Annotated in this window: 16 protein-coding genes; 6 read left to right on the forward strand and 10 right to left on the reverse strand. The window is 68.9% G+C overall.

From position 1 onward, the window contains the following. Positions 1 to 951, reverse strand: coding sequence for a carbohydrate kinase family protein (locus OX958_RS08960; protein WP_270136747.1), 951 nt, complete (start codon positions 949 to 951; stop codon positions 1 to 3). Next, positions 948 to 1,982 carry a class II fructose-bisphosphatase gene (glpX, locus tag OX958_RS08965; protein WP_270136748.1) on the reverse strand — a complete coding sequence of 345 codons (1,035 nt, stop codon included), beginning with the start codon at positions 1,980 to 1,982 and terminating at the stop codon, positions 948 to 950. Before glpX ends, OX958_RS08960 begins: the two co-directional genes overlap by 4 nt. A 62-nt stretch (positions 1,983 to 2,044) precedes the next feature. Here glpX and OX958_RS08970 point away from each other — a divergent pair, with 62 nt between their 5' ends. Both OX958_RS08970 and OX958_RS08975 read left to right on the forward strand, forming a co-directional pair. Further along, on the forward strand, positions 2,045 to 2,662 hold the full coding sequence (locus tag OX958_RS08970; protein WP_270136749.1) for a DUF4245 domain-containing protein: 618 nt from the start codon (positions 2,045 to 2,047) through the stop codon (positions 2,660 to 2,662). Positions 2,663 to 2,781: 119 nt separating this feature from the next. Then, complete coding sequence (locus OX958_RS08975) at positions 2,782 to 3,456, forward strand: nucleotidyltransferase family protein (RefSeq protein WP_270136750.1); 675 nt, start codon at positions 2,782 to 2,784, stop codon at positions 3,454 to 3,456. Positions 3,457 to 3,580: 124 nt separating this feature from the next. Here OX958_RS08975 and OX958_RS08980 read toward each other — a convergent pair whose 3' ends face one another. After that, positions 3,581 to 3,814, reverse strand: a complete 234-nt coding sequence (locus tag OX958_RS08980) for an exodeoxyribonuclease VII small subunit (RefSeq protein ID WP_270136751.1) — start codon at positions 3,812 to 3,814, stop codon at positions 3,581 to 3,583. Continuing rightward, positions 3,811 to 5,025: an exodeoxyribonuclease VII large subunit gene (gene xseA / locus OX958_RS08985; protein ID WP_270136752.1), complete on the reverse strand. Its 1,215-nt coding sequence runs from the start codon at positions 5,023 to 5,025 to the stop codon at positions 3,811 to 3,813. The genes OX958_RS08980 and xseA overlap by 4 nt, the downstream gene beginning before the upstream one ends. Before the next feature lie 269 nt (positions 5,026 to 5,294). Between xseA and OX958_RS08990 the strand changes: the two genes are divergently transcribed. Next, positions 5,295 to 6,317, forward strand: a complete 1,023-nt coding sequence (locus OX958_RS08990) for a 4-hydroxy-3-methylbut-2-enyl diphosphate reductase (protein ID WP_270136753.1) — start codon at positions 5,295 to 5,297, stop codon at positions 6,315 to 6,317. Positions 6,318 to 6,409: 92 nt separating this feature from the next. Here OX958_RS08990 and OX958_RS08995 read toward each other — a convergent pair whose 3' ends face one another. Next, positions 6,410 to 6,799 (reverse strand): winged helix-turn-helix transcriptional regulator, encoded by a 390-nt coding sequence (locus OX958_RS08995; RefSeq protein ID WP_270136754.1) that lies wholly within the window; start codon positions 6,797 to 6,799, stop codon positions 6,410 to 6,412. Between the two features lie 86 nt (positions 6,800 to 6,885). On the opposite strand from OX958_RS08995, the gene OX958_RS09000 reads away from it, so the two are divergent. After that, positions 6,886 to 7,494 (forward strand): NAD(P)-dependent oxidoreductase, encoded by a 609-nt coding sequence (locus OX958_RS09000; protein ID WP_270136755.1) that lies wholly within the window; start codon positions 6,886 to 6,888, stop codon positions 7,492 to 7,494. A gap of 102 nt (positions 7,495 to 7,596) precedes the next feature. Here the strand turns inward: OX958_RS09000 and OX958_RS09005 are convergent, their stop codons facing one another. Next, entirely contained in the window at positions 7,597 to 8,787 is a 1,191-nt protein-coding gene (locus OX958_RS09005) for a glycoside hydrolase family 64 protein (protein WP_270136756.1), read from the reverse strand. A gap of 403 nt (positions 8,788 to 9,190) precedes the next feature. Here OX958_RS09005 and OX958_RS09010 point away from each other — a divergent pair, with 403 nt between their 5' ends. After that, complete coding sequence (locus OX958_RS09010; protein ID WP_270136757.1) at positions 9,191 to 10,156, forward strand: mandelate racemase/muconate lactonizing enzyme family protein; 966 nt, start codon at positions 9,191 to 9,193, stop codon at positions 10,154 to 10,156. Positions 10,157 to 10,173: 17 nt separating this feature from the next. Here OX958_RS09010 and OX958_RS09015 read toward each other — a convergent pair whose 3' ends face one another. The 4 genes from OX958_RS09015 to OX958_RS09030 form a co-directional block, all read right to left on the reverse strand. After that, positions 10,174 to 11,400 (reverse strand): DNA recombination protein RmuC, encoded by a 1,227-nt coding sequence (locus OX958_RS09015; protein ID WP_270136758.1) that lies wholly within the window; start codon positions 11,398 to 11,400, stop codon positions 10,174 to 10,176. A 62-nt stretch (positions 11,401 to 11,462) separates the two neighbouring features. Then, positions 11,463 to 12,878 (reverse strand): MFS transporter, encoded by a 1,416-nt coding sequence (locus OX958_RS09020; RefSeq protein WP_270136759.1) that lies wholly within the window; start codon positions 12,876 to 12,878, stop codon positions 11,463 to 11,465. A 45-nt stretch (positions 12,879 to 12,923) separates the two neighbouring features. After that, complete coding sequence (locus OX958_RS09025) at positions 12,924 to 13,706, reverse strand: polysaccharide deacetylase family protein (RefSeq protein ID WP_270136760.1); 783 nt, start codon at positions 13,704 to 13,706, stop codon at positions 12,924 to 12,926. A gap of 49 nt (positions 13,707 to 13,755) precedes the next feature. After that, positions 13,756 to 14,676: a DUF817 domain-containing protein gene (locus tag OX958_RS09030; RefSeq protein WP_270136761.1), complete on the reverse strand. Its 921-nt coding sequence runs from the start codon at positions 14,674 to 14,676 to the stop codon at positions 13,756 to 13,758. Between the two features lie 69 nt (positions 14,677 to 14,745). Here OX958_RS09030 and OX958_RS09035 point away from each other — a divergent pair, with 69 nt between their 5' ends. After that, positions 14,746 to 15,267: a GNAT family N-acetyltransferase gene (locus tag OX958_RS09035; protein ID WP_270136762.1), complete on the forward strand. Its 522-nt coding sequence runs from the start codon at positions 14,746 to 14,748 to the stop codon at positions 15,265 to 15,267. The last annotated feature ends 6 nt before the right edge of the window (positions 15,268 to 15,273 follow it).

Raw genomic sequence — 15,273 nt, forward strand, 5'->3', positions numbered from 1 at the left:
TCAGCCCCAGGTTGCGGAGTGCTCGGCGGCCGTGGGTGGGTCGGCGCCGTGGCGGGTGCAGGTGATTGCGGCGGCCTTCACCGCGTAGTCGACCACCTCGTGCAGGGACCGCTCGTCGAGCCCCTTCAGCCGTGCTGCGCCCAGTAACCCGCGCGCTTGCAGGCCGGCGATGAGAGCGGACATGAAGGAGTCGCCGGCCCCAACGGTGTCGGTCACCTCGATGGCCGGTGCCGTCACCTCGACGCGCGCCTCCCGGCTGATTCCGATCGCGCCGTCGCCGCCGCGGGTGATCACTACGCACTTGGTGCGCTCGACGGTCAGCAGTTCGGCAGCGATCTCGTCGGGCGACAACCCGGGCCGCAAGAACTCGCAGTCCTCGTCACTGAGCTTCACCAGGTCGGCCGACGCCGCGAGCTCCCGTACTGCGGCCCAGGTGCTCACCGGGTCGGGGGTGATCGTCGGGCGTGCGTTCGGATCGAGAGTCACCGTGACCGGCTGGTCAGCGAGCGATGCGAGGAAGCTCCGGATCGCGGCGGCACCCGGCTCGAGCACAGTCGCGATCGAGCCGGTGTGCACCACGGGGCTGCCGCGCCGCAGCGAGAGCTTCGGCGGCTCCCAGGTGATGTCGAACTGGTACGACGCGACTCCCGCGGCGTCGAGCGTGGCAGTCGCGGTACTGGTCCGGAAGTTCGGATCGACCGAACCCGGGGAGAGCTGGACGCCGTTGCCGAACAGGTGGGCGCCGAGCTGGTCGCCGTACGGGTCGGTGCCGAAGCGGGTGACGAGCTCGGTCGGCAGGCCGAGCCGGGCCAGGCCGACCGCGACGTTGGCCGGCGAACCGCCGGGGGTCGCCTTGCTGCCGGTCTTCCCGTTCCGGGTGGAGCCGGTGCCCGGGCCGGTGGAGACGATGTCCACGAGCGCCTCGCCGATGACGAGGACGGGTGCCGTCACCGGGCGTGCTCGAAGTCGATGGCGGAGTACGCGCGCAGTTTCGACAGCTGGTGCTCGCTCTCGATGCTGCGGATCGTGCCGCTGCGCGAGCGCATCACCAGCGAGTGGGTGCGCGCGATCGCGCTGCGGTAGCGGACGCCGCGGAGCAGTTCGCCGTCGGTGATGCCGGTGGCGACGAAGAAGCAGTCGTCGCCGCTGACCAGGTCGTCGGTGGACAGCACCCGGTCGAGATCGTGGCCGGCGTCGATCGCCTTCTGCCGCTCGTCGTCGTCCTTCGGCCACAGCCGGCCCTGGATCATCCCGCCCATGCACTTCATCGCGCAGGCGGCGATGATGCCCTCCGGCGTACCGCCGATGCCGATCAGCATGTCCAGACCGGTGTCCGGCCGGGCCGCCTCGACCGCGCCGGCCACGTCGCCGTCGCTGATGAACTTGATCCGCGCGCCGGTGGCCCGGATCTGCGCGGCCAGATCGTCGTGCCGCGGCCGGTCGAGCAGGACGACGGTGACGTCGTCGACCGAGGAACCCTTCGCCTTGGCGACCCGGCGGATGTTCTCCGAGACGGGCAGCCGGATGTCCACCACGTCGGCGGCCTCGGGGCCGACCACGAGCTTCTCCATGTAGAACACCGCGGACGGGTCGTACATCGTGTTGCGCGGCGCCACCGCCATCACGGCGATGCCGTTGGCCATCCCCTTGGCGACCAGCGTCGTACCGTCGACCGGGTCGACCGCGACATCGCACTCGGGCCCGTCGCCGGAGCCGACCTGCTCGCCGTTGTAGAGCATCGGGGCGTTGTCCTTCTCGCCCTCGCCGATCACCACGACGCCGTTCATGCCGACGGTGCCGATCAGGGTGCGCATCGCGTTCACGGCTGCGCCGTCGGCGCCGTTCTTGTCGCCCCGGCCGACCCACCGCCCGGCCGCCATCGCGGCTGCCTCGGTGACCCGGACCAGCTCCAGGGCCAGGTTGCGGTCGGGGGCGTGCTCGTCGACCTCGAGATGGGCAGGGGGAGTGGTCGGGTCGCTCATGGCACGGATCGTAGCCAACGACCGGTGTCGGGCCGTTGGCGGTCTCGGGGGACACTGGTCACATGAGCTCGACGAGTGAAGGGCCGACGGCGGAGCAGCGGCGGGCCGCCGCGGAGAAGGCCCGGGTCCGCGCCGAGGCCGAGGCGTACCGCGCGCAGAACAAGATCGACCGGGCCAAGGCGCGGACGATGACCAACATGTTCTGGGCGCTGCTGGCCTGCTTCATCGTGGTGGGTTTCCTGGCAGCCGTCACCTGGCGGCCGAAGTCGGAGAAGGTCCGCGCGATCGAGTACACGGCCCAGCTCGAGGACGCCCGCAAGGTCGCGTCCTGGGTCCGCGGCCCCGAGCCGATGCCGGCCGGCTGGACCGCCACGAACGTGGAATTCCGGGCGCCGCAGCAAAGCCCGATCACCTGGCACCTGGGAATTGTCACCGACCAGAAGAAATACGTCGGGCTGGAGCAGTCCAACGTCACCAGCAAGGGATTCCAGACCGACGAACTCGGAAAGACCTCCGACGACGGTACGTCGACCGTGGCCGGCGTGGTCTGGCAGCGCAAAACCCTGCTGGACCGCAAGAACGAGCACGCGCTGGTCCTGATCGGCTCCGGTGTCACCACCATTGTCACCGGAAATGCCGGATATCAGGCGCTTGAAACGTTTGCTGCGACGTTGCGCTGAATTCGGCGAACTTGTTCAGCCGTTGACATGCCGAGCCGTCGCACGATCCAATCGTCGGATCGGCAGCGGCGAGGGAGCCTGGAATGAACAGCATCAGCGGGCTCGGGAGCTGATGCGGCGTGTTCGTCACCGGACTGGTCCTGGCCGCCGAGGGAGCGCCGCGGCTCGGCGTACCGAAGCAGTTGCTGGCCTATCACGGGGGCACGCTGCTGGGCGCTTCGCTGGAGACCGCGCGGGACTGTGGCTTCGACCAGTTGATCGTCACCCTCGGGACGGCGTCCGAACAGGTCCGCGAGCGCGTCGACCTGAACGGCGTGCGAGTGGTCGAGTCGCCGCACGCCGACACGGGGAGTTCGTCGATCGTGCCGGCGCTGGAGGTGGTCGACCGGCGTACCGACGGCGTTGTGGTGATGCTGGGCGACCAGCCAGGCGTGAACTCGGCCACTGTCTGGACCTTGGTCGCCGAGGTGGCCGGCCCGGCGACGCCGATCGGCGTGACCCGGTACGACGACGGCCGCGGCCACCCGTGCTGGTTCGGCCGGGAACTCTTCGGTGAGCTGGGGCAGTTGCGGCACGACCAGGACATCTGGGGCCTGGTCGAGGCGAGCCGGCATCCGGTCACCGATGTAGATGCCGCAGGCAACATTCCGCTCCGGGTCGAGAACTGGGACGACTACCGGTCGCTGATCGCCCAACCCGACGCCCTGGGCTTCGAGACCCCGGTCGTCCCGCCTTCCTCAGTCCCGACCCGCGGCCGCCTGACCCGCCGAACCTCACGCCGCCGCCGCGTCTGACCGCCGGCCTGCGTACACAGCGACAGGCAGTAGTCGCCAGGCGTCGCCGGCGTCACGCTCACGCAGTCCTCCGACGGCCGCTCTCTGCGGACTACTGCCTGTCGTTGTGTACGCCGCTGACTTGTTAGGCGTCCGGCTTTTCGTCGTGGGTGGATTGGGCTTCCGCGAGGCGTTTGCGGGCGCCGTCGAGCCATTGCTGGCAGGTGGTGGCGAGTTCTTCGCCGCGTTCCCAGAGGGCCAGGGAGTCTTCGAGGGTGGTGCCGCCGGCTTCGAGCTTGCGGACGACCTCGACGAGTTCCTCGCGGGCCTGCTCGTAGGAGAGCTCGGGGCGGGCAGCGGGCTCGGCCTTCTTGGTCATTGGAGTTCCTTTACTTCGACGTCGAAGCGGCCGTCGGTGACGCGGGCGTTGAGGGTGTCTCCGGTGGAGACCTGGCTGAGCTCCCGGATCGCGGTGCCGTCGGCCAGCTGAAGGACGGAGTAGCCGCGTTCGAGGGTTGCCTTGGGGGACAGCGCTCGGACGCTGGCGAGCCGGTGGGCGAGGTCGTCGCCGGCGCGGTCGAGGCGATGGGTCAGCGTGCGCCGGCTCCGGTCGACGAGCGCGGAGATCTCGTCGGAGCGCCGCTGCAGGTCGGTGCCGGGGGCGGCCAGTGACGGGCGGCTGCGGATCGCGGCCAGCGCGTGGGTCTCGCGGTCCAGCCAGCCGTGGATGGCGCGCGAACCACGCTCACGCAGCAGCCGTACGCCGTCGAGCTCCTCGCGTACGTCCGGCACGATCCGCTTGGCGGCGTCGGTCGGGGTCGAGGCGCGGAGGTCGGCGACCAGGTCGAGCAGGGGCGAGTCGGGCTCGTGACCGATGGCGCTGACGATCGGCGTACGGGCTTGGGAGACGGCGCGGATCAGGCCCTCGTCGGAGAACGGGAGCAGGTCTTCGAGCGAGCCGCCGCCGCGGGCGATCACGATCACCTCGACCGACTCGTCCGCGTCCAGCCGGCGCAGCGCGGTCATCACCTCGCCCGCCGCGGCGGGCCCCTGGACCGACGCGTACTCGACGCGAAAGGCCACGGCCGGCCAGCGCCGCTTCGCGTTCTCCAGGACGTCGCGCTCGGCGGCCGAGTCGCGGCCACAGATCAGGCCGATGGTGTGCGGCAGGAACGGCAGCTTCTGCTTCCGGTACGTCTCGAAGAGCCCTTCGGCGGCCAGCAGTTGTTTGAGCCGCTCGATCCGGGCCAGCAGTTCGCCGATGCCGACGTGCCGGATCTCGCTCACCGCCAGCGCGAGGGTTCCGCGCTTCGCGAAGAAGTTGGGCTTCGCGTGCACCACGACCCGGGAGCCGTCGGTCACCGGGGGATCCACCGACTCGAAGATCCGCCGGTTGCAGGTGAACCGCAGCGAGATGTCGGCGTCGGTGTCGCGCAGGGTGCCGAAAACGGTCGAGACCCCTCGCCCCACCGAGACGTCCGTCAGCTGCCCTTCCACCCAGACGGCGCCGAGCTGATTGATCCAGCCGGCGATGCCGTTCGCGATCGTCCGAACGGCCGCGGGCGCGTCCGGCGAGGTCTCCAATGCCACCCGGCGACTCTACGGGGCCCGGCGGACAATCCCGGTCAACCCCCGCTGGCAGGTGTTCGGGTATCAGGCGACCGAGGGCGACGCGGAGGAGGAGACGATCGCGAAAATCCTTTGCTTCGAGGGGCGGTGCGGCGCATTCTTGAAGCAGAAATCACCTCCTGGAGAGGAGTCGCCCGGACAGGGCGGGCGACTCCTTCTTCGTTGGCCCCGGGTGCGTGATCTGGACCACGGCGGGTGGGCTGTTCAGCAGTGCCCCGTACGATGGGGCTGTGACTGCCCAGCCTGAAAGTCCTGGTATCCCGACCGCGCTGAAGACCAAGCGGGTGCTTCTCGCGGCACCGCGCGGTTATTGCGCGGGGGTGGACCGGGCTGTGGTGGCGGTCGAGAAGGCCCTGGATCTGTACGGCCCGCCGGTCTACGTGCGCAAGGAGATCGTGCACAACAAGCACGTCGTCTCCACGCTGCAGGAGCGCGGCGCGATCTTCGTCGACGAGACCGACGAGGTGCCCGAGGGTGAGACGGTGATCTTCTCCGCGCACGGCGTCGCGCCGGTGGTGCACCAGGAGGCGGCCGCCCGGCAGCTCAAGACGATCGACGCGACCTGCCCGCTGGTGACCAAGGTGCACCACGAGGCGAGGCGGTTCGCCGCGGTCGACTACGACATCCTGCTGATCGGCCACGACGGGCACGAGGAAGTGATCGGCACCAGCGGCGAGGCGCCGGAGCACGTGCACCTGGTGGACGGCCCGGGCGACGTACCGAAGGTCGTGGTCCGCGATCCGGAGAAGGTGGTCTGGCTGTCGCAGACCACGCTCTCGGTGGACGAGACGATGGAGACCGTACGCCGGTTGCGCGAGCGTTTCCCGAAGCTGGAGAACCCGCCGAGCGACGACATCTGCTACGCCACCCAGAACCGGCAGGTCGCGGTCAAGAAGATGGCGCCCGACGTCGACCTGATGATCGTGGTCGGTTCGCGCAACTCGTCGAACTCGGTCCGCCTGGTCGAGGTCGCGGTCGAGCACGGCGCCCAGGCCGGCTACCTGGTCGACTACGCCAAGGAGATCGACGAGGCGTGGCTGGAGGGTGTCGACACGGTCGGCGTCACCAGCGGCGCGAGCGTGCCCGAACTGCTGGTGCGCGACGTGCTGAGCTGGCTCGCCGAGCGCGGGTACGGCGAGGTGCAGGAGGTCACGACGGCGCAGGAGAGCCTGGTCTTCTCCCTGCCGCGTGAGCTGCGCGCCGACCTCAAGGCCGCCGGGATGGCGACCACGGGCACCTCCGACCACGCCTGAGCCTCAACGCACCACGATCCTCGCGGTCCTGGTGGCGGTGAACTGGCCGGTCCGGCCGGGTCGGGCAGATCCTCAGCGGCGGCGAGTCGTGATCAGGCGGAGTTCAGGTCGTAACCGTGCTGTGCGGCCGAGATGGCCGGCATGTGCTCCTCGGCCCATTCGGTGACGGCCCGGATCGGCTTGATCAGCGACTCACCCATCGGGGTCAGCGTGTAGACCACCCGGGGCGGTACTTCGGCGAACACCTCGCGGCTGACCAGGCCGTCGCGTTCGAGCCGGCGCAGGGTTTGGGTGAGCACCTTGGGGGCGACCCGGCCGATGCCGTCGCGCAGTTCGGTGAACCGGCGGGGGCCGTCGCTGAGCAGCAGAACGACGAGCACGGTCCACTTGTCGCCGATCCGGTCCAGCACCAGCCGGGTCGGGCAGTCGGGATCGAAGACGTTGCCTCGGCCGAAGAGCTCTTCTGCTGCATTGGTTACCACAAGGTACTTATAGCACGTTGAAGTAGCCAGTTACCAATGGTTACTGTCGGCGTCGTCGAGTCCCGGAAGACCCAAGGAGAGTTGCTGTGAAGATCGCGATCTACGGTGCGAGCGGAATGATCGGAAGCCGGGTTGCCGCCGAGGCGGTCAGCCGGGGCCATGAGGTGGTCGGCATCACCCGGTCCGGTGGCGAGCAGCCGGCCGGCGTCCGGGCCGTGGTCGGCAGCGCGAACGATGCCGCGGCGGTGAAGGAGATCGCTTCCTCGGTCGACGTGCTGGTGTCGGCGATCGGGCCGAGCCGGACCGGTGGTGATCCGCAGGAGTTTTTGGCGGCCGTGGACAACCTGATCGCTGCCGCCGACGGAGCGCGGCTGGTGGTGGTCGGCGGCGCAGGCAGTTTGGTTGCTAATGGCAAGCGTTTGGTGGACGACCCGGAGTTCCCGGAGATCTACAAGGCCGAGGCGCTGGTTCAGTCGACGGTCCTCGAGACCTTGCGCGCGACTCCGGCGGGCGTCGACTGGACGCTGCTGTCACCTGCTCCGGTGATCGCGCCCGGCGAGCGGACCGGCGCCTTCAAGCTCGGCGCCGACGAGCCGGTCGGTGGCGAGATCTCCGCCGAGGACTACGCCGTAGCGCTGCTGGACGAGCTCGAGACGCCGGCCAACCGCCGTCGGCGCTTCACGCTGGCCTACTGAGGCCGCCGGGGCGAAGGAACACCCCGGGTCCTCGCGCGGGCAGCGACGGGGGACCCGGGGTGTGGTCTTTCGGTGATCGTTACCTGTCAGCTAGAGCGTTCTTCAGCTGAAGGGGTCGAGCGTGATGAAGGCCTGCTGCGGGTTGCCGTCGTGGACGAGGGCCTCGTGCGCGCCGACGTCGTCGAAGGCGAAGCCGTAGGCCTTGCCGTCCACCATCTGCGCGTGGATCAGCTTGGAGTAGTGGTTGGTGACGCTGTCCTTGTAGAAGTTCGAGTTGTTCGCGTCCGGCTGGTTCGGGTTGGTCAGCAGCGTGGACCGGTTGAAGCCCGCGCACAGGGTGCGGGAGATCGGACCGCGGACCAGGTCGTTCGGGGCGTCGAGCAGACCGGCGCAACCGAAGATGCTGGTCGCGTTCGGCTTCTGGAACGAGGTGACCACGGCGCCGGAGGAGTTGGTGAAGTTCATGACGTTGCCGGAGACGCGCCCGAAGTACTTGATGTTCGGCTGGTCGCCGAACGGCGTGACGGTCAGCGTCTGCGAGCTGTACTTCGACCAGACCCGGTTGACATAGTCGTCCAGGATGTTGGCCGGCAGCGCGCCGGTCTCGACGGCGTACAGCGGCGCGAGCGCGCGCAGCGGGGTGCCGTTGGGTGCTGTCTGGATCAGGTTGGCCCAGCCGCCGGGCTGGTTGCGGAGCCCGTTGAAGAAGGCGTTGAGGCCACCGGGCTTGAGGTGACCGGTGGTCAGCGTGTTTCCGTTGCCCTGCTTCACGCCGACGGCGTACGGGACGGAGACCATGTCGACCTGGGTGCTGTTGATCCACAGGCCGGAGTCGTTCAGCGTGTACTCGGTCCAGCTGAACTGGATGTTGCGGTTGGGGTCACTCGGGTTCTGGACCGCGGGCTGCACCAGACCGCCGGTGGTCAGCTTGAAGACCAGCTTCTGGCCGTAGGAGAAGTAGACCCGGCCGGAGAACTTCGGCATCCGGATCGTGATCGACTGCCCGGCGCGGGGGCCGGCGATCGAGGCGTCCGGAGCCGGGGTGGGCGGGTTGCCGCCGGCCGGCCAGGCGTGGAAGGTGCCGTTCGCGTCGGCCCAGCCCTGCTGGCCGGTCTGCAGGTTGGTGCCGAGGTTGTAGATGTAGACCGTGTCGCCGCGACCGGAGTTGTTCGAAATGGTCAGCGGAATGGTCGACGGTACTGCGCTGGCCGGCATCGCGACGGTCGCGATCAGCCCGGCGGCGATGGTGCTCGCGGCGGCAAGAACCGCCAGTAGTTTGCGTTTGATGTGCACAAGTCCTCCTCAGGTTTGTCCCGTGCGAGAGAAGGCGGAGCACCGGACAACCACTAGAGGGACTGCGTTACCAGGGCGCAGTCACCGCCGGGGGCGGGCGGTACCCACTGCTCGCCCGACGGGGACGGTGGAGCGCCGGACGAGTGAGAGCGCTCTCATACTTGGACGAGCCGTCGGCCATGTCAACACCTGGACGGTGGCGGCTTTCCGACGCTTGATATGCCGACCTGGTGCGGAAGTGAGGTGTTTCTTCCGCGGCGAGCGGGTCAATGCTCAGGACATGACCTTGGAGCGGGAGTACGTCCGGAGCGTAGAGTTCTCGAGTGTTCGGTCGCGGTATCCGCGGGTGGTGGGGCGGAACGCGCGGCTGGGGAGTCACGGGAGCGGCGGTGAGGATGGCGTCGTGGTGGTGCGGACCGACTCCGGGAAGGTCGGGTGGGGACTGGCAGCCGGACCGGTGGCGGTCGACGGCGTGGTCGGGCGGGCTGTCGGGGAGTTGATCGACCCGGACGTCGGGGTGCTGGACGAATCGCTTCGAGGGCTGGATTTCGCGTTGCACGATCTGGTCGGCCAGATCGAGGATCTGCCGGTTCATGCGTTGCTGGGTGGGCTCGGGCGGACGACGGTGCCGGCGTACGACGGGGCGATCTACTTCGCTGACCTCGATCCGGACGAGGCGCCTGCTGGTGTCGGCGCGGTACTGGCCGACTGCGCCGCGGACGATGCGGCGGGCTACCGCGCGTTCAAGCTGAAGATCGGGCGGGGCAACCGGTGGATGGAGCGCGCAGCCGGTGATGTCCGCGACATCGAGGTGACGCGGGCGGTGCGAGAGGCGTATCCGGAGCATCGCATTCTGGTGGATGCCAATGACGGCTACGACTGCGACGGCTTCCTCGAATACCTGCGGGCGGTCGACGACTGTGGGTTGTACTGGGTCGAGGAGCCATTCCTCGATGACGCGGACGATCTCGCCCGGTTGCGGAAGTACCTGACCGAGGCAGAATCGGCGACGCTGATCGCGGAGGGCGAAAGCAACCCCGAGCTGGACAGCCTGCTGGAGATCACCGGGCGCGGAGACATCGACGTACTGCTGATGGACGTCGTCTCGTTCGGCCTGACCAGCTGGCGCTCCGTGATGCCGCGTATCGCGGAACTCGGTGCCCATGCGTCACCGCACGCCTGGGGACTACCTCTCAAAACCCTGTACGCCGCCCAGCTGGCGGCCGGTCTCGGATCCGTTGACACCATCGAAGGCGTCCCGGGGGAGACGCCCGGCGTCGACACCAGCGGCTACCTCTGGAAGGACGGCGAGCTGACCGTCCCCGATCGCCCCGGCTTCGGTCTGTCGCTCGACGAGCTGTCGGCCTGACCGTCAGGGCCGGTGCCTCAACCGGTTTGGGTGTCGAAGCCCGGCAAGGGTGGCGGCTCGCGGTGGGTCTTGTCGATGGTCGGTCCGGGAAGCCAGCGGTGGGTGTCGGGCGTGGTGTCTTCGATCGCCAGGAACTCCGGGGCGGTCAGCGGACGGGCCGAGGCCTCGATCGACTCCATCGCGGTCAGCTCGGCCTCGGTGACGTGCAGGTCGCGGAGCTTGCGGGCGGTGGTGAAGACGCGGCGTTCGAACGAGCCGACGGTGCTGTTGTAGGCGTCGACGGCGGAGGTGAGGGAGCGGCCGACCTTGTTGAGGTGGTCGCCCATGGTGCCGAGGCGTTCGTAGAGTTCACGGCCGAGCTCGAAGACCTGCTGGGCCGACTCGGTCAGCGCCGACTGGTTCCAGGCGTAGGCGGCAGCGCGGAGGGTGGCGATCAGGGTGGTGGGGGTGGCCAGGATGACGCGGCGTTCGGCGGCGTACTCGAGCAGGGACGGCTCGATGTCGAGGGCGGCGGACAGGAACGACTCGCCGGGGACGAAGAGGATGACGAACTCCGGGGTCGAGGGCAGTCTCGACCAGTAGGCCTTCGCGGAGAGCTGGTCGACGTGGGTCCGGAGGTGGCGCGCGTGGGCTCGCAGACGCTCCTCCCGGAAGTCTGCGTCGTCGCTCTCGGCCGCCTCCAGGAACGCGGCCAGCGGCACCTTGGAGTCGACCACCAGGTTCTTGCCCTCGGCAAGCCTGACCACCATGTCGGGGCGCAACAGGCCGTCGTCGCCCACGGTCGTGGTCTGTTCGGTGAAGTCGCAGTGCGCGACCATGCCGGCCAGCTCGACGGTCCGGCGCAGGTGCAGCTCGCCCCAGCGCCCTCGCACCTGCGGCTTCCGCAGCGCGGTGGACAGCGACGCCGTCTCACGACGCAACGCCTCGCCGCTCATCCGCACCTCGTTCACCTGTTGGTGCAGTTGGCTCTGCCAGGCCGCGCGGCCCTTCTCCAACTGGCTCAGCTCGGCATGCAACCGATCGAGCGCCTCCTTGACGACCGCCTGCCCCGACATCTGTTGCCCGACCGTCGTCCGCTCCTGGGTGAGCTCGACCACCCGGTCCTCGGCCGCATCGCGCTCGGCGGTGATGCGCGCCAGCGAGGCGCCGTCCCGCCCGCGCGACCAGAGCACGCCGAACACCCAGCCGAGCCCGAGCCCGACCAGCAAGAACACCAACAGCAGCAGAACCGCGGTACCGGTCATGTCACAGACAGTCGCAGACGCCGCCGACAATTTCTGGATGACAAGCCCGGTACCGCCTGACGTCAGTGTGTGAGTTGCGGCTCTTCGGTCTGCCGGGCGGCCCGGGAACGGGTGATCCGCCAGGCGGGGAACGCGCCGATCAGAGCCGCGGCGGCGAAGACGAAGAGCAACCAGCGGGCGGAGGAGAGCACGGACGGCTCACCGAGCTTGACCAGTACGCCGGCCAGGGCCGCGCTGAAGGCGCTCGCCATCAGGAAGACGGTGTTGATACCGGCTGAGGCCTTCGATGCTTCTTCCTCGTCCCCGACGCTGCTGAAGGCGGCAACGGCCAAGTGCGGGAAGGCGATGCCGATTCCGGCGCCCGCCGCGAACAGGGTCACGAACCAGAGCACCACCACGAGTACAGACGGCCCGGACTGCTGCAGTACGGCGTACGCGGCCAGTCCGACCGCCAGCAACGCTGGTCCGCCGATGACCAGCCGGCGGACGACGGCGGGGCGCTCGGCGCTCGCGCTGACGGTCTGACTCAGCGACCAGCCGAGGGACAGGGCCGCGCCGAGGAAGCCGGCCAGCAGCGGCGACAGCGCTCCGAGCTCCTGACCGAACAGCGGAATGAAGGCCTCGGTTCCGATGCCGAAGGCAAGGATTCCGACGGTCAGGTAGACCCACTTCAGCGCGGTGCCCGGCGCGAAGGTGACACGCGGCAGCACGGCGGCCTTGGCTGTCCGCTCGTGCAGCACGAAGACGGCGCCGAGCCCCAGCCCGACGATCAGGGTGGCTGCGGTCGCGATGCCGGCCGGCACGATGCTCGCGACACTGACCATCGCCACGGCCGAGGTCAGCAGGACCAGCGAGATGCCCGGCACCGCGGAGCTGGACGCCGACCGCTCGGTCCGGGGCAGCACCCGTACGACGACGATCATCAGCACCGCCGCCAGTACGACGAGGAGACCGAAAGCCGGTCGCCACACGCCGAACTGCCCGAAGACCCCACCGGCCGCCGGCCCCACCAGGTTGCCGACACCCCACATCGCCGAGACCAGCGCGGCACCCTTGGCCCACAGCCGCTCGGGCAGTGCCCGCTGGATCAGCGCGTAGCCGAGTCCGGCGAGAAGTCCGCCGCCGAAGCCCTGGACGGCGCGACCGGCGAGAAAGACGCCGATCCCCGGGCTGGCCGCGGCGATCAGCGAGCCGAGACCGAACAGCCCGAAGGCCAGCAGATAGGCGATCATCGAGCCGCGGGTGGTGAGGATGCGGCTGACCAGCATCGAGCTGATCACCGAGGCGACCAGGAAGGCGGTCATCGTCCAGGCGTAGAAGCCGGCGCCGCCGATGTCACCGACGATGGTCGGCAGCAGGCTGGTGGTGAGGTAGACGGTGCTGGCCTCCATCAGCACTCCGCCGGCCAGCACCACCGCCACCGGAGCGTAGGTACGGCCGAGGAGTTCGCGCCAGGAGCCGTTCGTGGTCGTGTTCATTGGTGGACCGTAATAGTTCAAGTGGACTTGAGAGCAAGCCCGCCGTCAGCAGGCCATCGCGGCGAAGGTGTAGCCCTGCTTCCGGAGAATTCTCAGTGCCTTGTCGAGCGCCGCCACGGTCTGGGAGCGGTCGCCGCCGCCGTCGTGCAGCAGGATGATGTTGCGCTTCCGTGCGTGGGTGAGGATGTTGTCGACGATCACCTGCGTTCCAGGCCGGGCCCAGTCGCGCGGATCGACGTCCCAGAGCACCTCGACCATGCCGGCCGCCTTGATCTCGGCGCGGACCGTGGGGTTCGAGGCGCCGAACGGTGGCCGGAAGCACTTCGAGCGCGGACCGTCGAAGATCTCGTGATGGCGCTTGGCCGGCGCGACGGCGGTCAGTTGTGGATGCGAGATCGAGTGGCTGCCGATGGTGTTGCCGGCGGCAATGATCTGTTCGCGCAGCCCGGGATGCGCCGCCTGCATGGCGCCGAGCTGGAAGAAGGTGGCGTGCGCGCCGTACTTCGCCAGCACCTGCAGGATCCGCGGCGTCCAGACCGGGTCGGGGCCGTCGTCGAAACTGAAGAACAGCACCTTCTTGTTGCCCGCCGAGGCGGCGAGCGTCGGGTCACCCGCCGGCGGTCGGGGCTTGCCGGTGTCCGGTGCGCCTGGGGTGGTGGGCGTCGGCGTCGGTGTCTCGGCCGGTACCGACGGCGGGGTGCCGCTCGGTCCGGCGGCCGAAGTGGGCTTGGGCTGGTTGGCGTTCCCCAGCGCCGACGCGATCAGTGCACCGGCGACCAGGGCGGTCGCGACGGCGGTACCGATGACGGCGGCAAGCTTTCGGGACATGATGCTCCCTTGCGGATCAGGCGGATGTTTCCCCAGAAAACGCTCCCCCTCAAGGAGCCTCACTGCTTTCCGTAGATGAGACGCCCTGGGTCCTGACCCGGTTGGCACGGCTGTGTTGCGGGGAGATCTCAGTCGCTCGGGGAGTCGCGACGGTGGCGAGCGTGCCGCGGTGGTAGAGCCTTCCCTCCAACGACTTCACGCTCGCGACCAGCACGAAGCTCATGCTGACCAGCAGCGCCCAGGCGCCGAACTTGGCCGGGTGCACGAGGCGCCAGACACTGACCTGGTCGGGATAGTTCCAGGCGTCCAGGAAGGTGCCGAAGTTCTCCGCGATCCAGAGGAAGAAGCCGATCAGCACGAACGACAGGGCCAGTGGCATCCGGTACCGCTGGGTGCCGACGGTGTAGAAGACCCAGGTGTGCCGGAGGACGAGCAGCAGGGCCAGGGCGATCGGGACGCGCAGGTCGGCGATCCAGTGGTGGGTGAAGAAGTTCGCGTAGATCAGTACCGCGATCGCGGTGGTGAGGATCGGGCGGTAGCCGCTCACCCGCAGGTCGAACCGGCGCCACGCCTGACAGATGTAGCTGCCGACCGCCGCGTACATGAAGCCTGCGAACAACGGGACGCCCCCGAACTTCGTCGCCGCGTCACCGGGGTACTGCCAGGAGCCGACGTGGACCTTGAACAGTTCCAGGGCCAGGCCGATCAGGTGGAAGCCGAAGATCACCGCGAGTTCGCGCCAGGTCTCCAGGCCGGCCAGCCAGAACCCGATCGTGAGCAGCAGGCAGTAGATCAGCAGGGCGTCGTACCGGGGGATCGGCAGCGCGACGTACTTCGAGATCGCCAGGCCGGCGAAGAGCGCGCCGGGAAAGAGGCAGGAGACGAGCTGGATCAGCCCGAACCGCAGGAACTGTGAACCGGCGAACGCGAAGCGTGAGGGCAGGGCAGGGCGAGCTCTCCAACTGGTCACAGATAGGAGACGCCGCTTGCTCTGCGCTGGTTGGGACGGATAGATCACTTCCAACGGATGGAGGTGCCGATGGCTCCGAAGGTGGTCTACGAGACGGACCGGCTGGTCGTGCGGGACTGGGCGGACTCCGATGGTGACCGGGTGTTCGACATCTACCGCCGGTGGGAGGTGTCGCGCTGGCTCGGCGCGGACCCTCGGGTGATGACCGATCGGGACGCCGCGACGCGGGTGATCGAGCGGTGGAACACGCGGAACGAGGATCCTGTGCACGGGATCTGGGCGGTCGAGGAAAAGGCGTCCGGAACGGTCGCGGGGACTGTTCTTCTGGTGCCGTTGCCCGAAGGGCCGTCTTCGGCGGGCGAAGTGGAGGTGGGCTGGCATTTCCATCCCGACGCGTGGGGGCGTGGGCTGGCGACCGAGGCCGCGCGCGGGGCGATCGGGCACGGCTTCAAGGCGGGTCTCGGTGAGATCCATGCGGTGGTCCGGCCGGACAACGCACCGTCACTCGCGGTCTGCCGCCGGCTCGGGATGCGGCCGCTCGGGCTGACCGGCCGCTGGTACGGCGCGGAACTGGAGGCGTTTGTGATTTAGGTCGAG

The sequence above is a fragment of the Kribbella sp. CA-293567 genome (assembly GCF_027627575.1).
GTDB lineage: Bacteria > Actinomycetota > Actinomycetes > Propionibacteriales > Kribbellaceae > Kribbella.

What these genes read in the sequence shown, in the direction of transcription:
- glpX (WP_270136748.1), bottom strand. Translation starts at nt 1,982, where the DNA reads ATGAGCGACCCGACCACTCCCCCTGCCCATCTCGAGGTCGACGAGCAC.
- OX958_RS08970 (WP_270136749.1), top strand. Translation starts at nt 2,045, where the DNA reads ATGAGCTCGACGAGTGAAGGGCCGACGGCGGAGCAGCGGCGGGCCGCC.
- OX958_RS09020 (WP_270136759.1), bottom strand. Translation starts at nt 12,878, where the DNA reads ATGAACACGACCACGAACGGCTCCTGGCGCGAACTCCTCGGCCGTACC.
- OX958_RS09025 (WP_270136760.1), bottom strand. Translation starts at nt 13,706, where the DNA reads ATGTCCCGAAAGCTTGCCGCCGTCATCGGTACCGCCGTCGCGACCGCC.
- OX958_RS09015 (WP_270136758.1), bottom strand. Translation starts at nt 11,400, where the DNA reads ATGACCGGTACCGCGGTTCTGCTGCTGTTGGTGTTCTTGCTGGTCGGG.
- OX958_RS09035 (WP_270136762.1), top strand. Translation starts at nt 14,746, where the DNA reads ATGGCTCCGAAGGTGGTCTACGAGACGGACCGGCTGGTCGTGCGGGAC.
- OX958_RS08980 (WP_270136751.1), bottom strand. Translation starts at nt 3,814, where the DNA reads ATGACCAAGAAGGCCGAGCCCGCTGCCCGCCCCGAGCTCTCCTACGAG.